This window comes from bacterium (assembly GCA_009926305.1).
Classification (GTDB): domain Bacteria; phylum Bdellovibrionota_C; class UBA2361; order UBA2361; family RFPC01; genus RFPC01.
Genome location: RFPC01000246.1, coordinates 1 through 1,171 on the forward strand (window position 1 = coordinate 1; position 1,171 = coordinate 1,171).

Genomic DNA, 1,171 nt, shown 5'->3' on the forward strand with positions numbered 1-1,171 from the left:
TACCTTCACCTCGCTATTGTTGAACATCCCCGCTACGAGATGGCCGTCAACCCGAAGTTTTACAATTCGAGTAACTTGCAATCACAAAAGCCCTCACTTACGCTTAAAGAGAGTATCGCTGTAAAAGGAGTTGGTATGTTTAGATTGTTCAGGACGAAATCTGAGGAAGTCAAAGAAAATTCCTCGGAAATGGAAATCGAAGTCGACGGTGAAAAGGTTGCGCTGAACGAATTAGTTCAAGCGTACAAACAAGCCAAGGCTCAGCCGGTAGACGTTGAGCATGTGGTTATGCAGGAAGACGACGAAGAGAAGATGAACGCCGAAGTCGATGCTTTGTTGGCTGAAGTCGAGAAAGAAGAAGAAGCTGCTCCCGCTATCGAAATCGAAGTAGAAGCACCTGAGAAGGAAGAAGAGAAAGAAGTTCTCGATCAACTTTGTAAAGTTGAAGATAATGAGAAAGAAGAGGAAAAAGAAGAAAAAGAACAAATGAAGGACGAAGAAGAGAAGATGAACTCTCTCAGCTTTGCAGATGGCCTGAAGCAGACCAATGAACGCTTCAACGCTCTCAAGCAAGCAAGCTTCAAATCAATCATGGACAACGGTGCAAGCGGCTATCAAACAATTCACGAACGCGCTGCATTGGGTCGCTCACGTTATGGAACCAAGAAATAAATAAAAGGAGATATTAGTCATGGCATTGAATCAGAACCAATTCGCTCTCGAAACACTCAAAGGCTCAAAGATTGCCGGTGAAGTCAGCAACGTCATGAGCGTGCAGTTTTATTCTGCAACGGCTTCGGATGTTCTCGTTCCTGGTGAGTTCGTCGTATTGTCTAGCGCAACTCCGGCGGGAGAAATGCCCTACGTCGCAGTTGGTGCGGACGAAACAGCTGCACACTTCGGTGTTGTTTTGACTAACCCAATCGTCGAATCATTCGCAGTGGGAGAGAAACTCGAAATCGGCATCCTCGGCTCAGTCGTGGTGTGCGAAGCTGATGGTGCATTGAGCGTCGGAGCTGAGCTCGCTTATGACCCTGCCGCTAAGAAAGTGACCGCGCTCGCCGCTGGTGAGAAGTTGGTTGGACTCGCTCTTAGCAAAGCTGCTGCTGATGGTGACCTTATCCGCGTGTTGGTCAAAGCCTAAATCTAAATAAAAAGGAGTTTAAAAAAT

The 1,171-nt window shown here is 46.7% G+C and carries 2 protein-coding genes; both read left to right on the forward strand.

Annotated elements, in window-relative coordinates; all coding sequences use genetic code 11:
• On the forward strand, positions 1–672 hold a 672-nt coding region (locus EBR25_14220; protein ID NBW42126.1), incomplete at its 5' end, for a hypothetical protein.
• Between the two features lie 19 nt (positions 673–691).
• Positions 692–1,144 carry a DUF2190 family protein gene (locus EBR25_14225; protein ID NBW42127.1) on the forward strand — a complete coding sequence of 151 codons (453 nt, stop codon included), beginning with the start codon at positions 692–694 and terminating at the stop codon, positions 1,142–1,144.
• Positions 1,145–1,171 lie beyond the last annotated feature (27 nt).

What these genes read in the sequence shown, in the direction of transcription:
- EBR25_14225 (NBW42127.1), top strand. Translation starts at nt 692, where the DNA reads ATGGCATTGAATCAGAACCAATTCGCTCTCGAAACACTCAAAGGCTCA.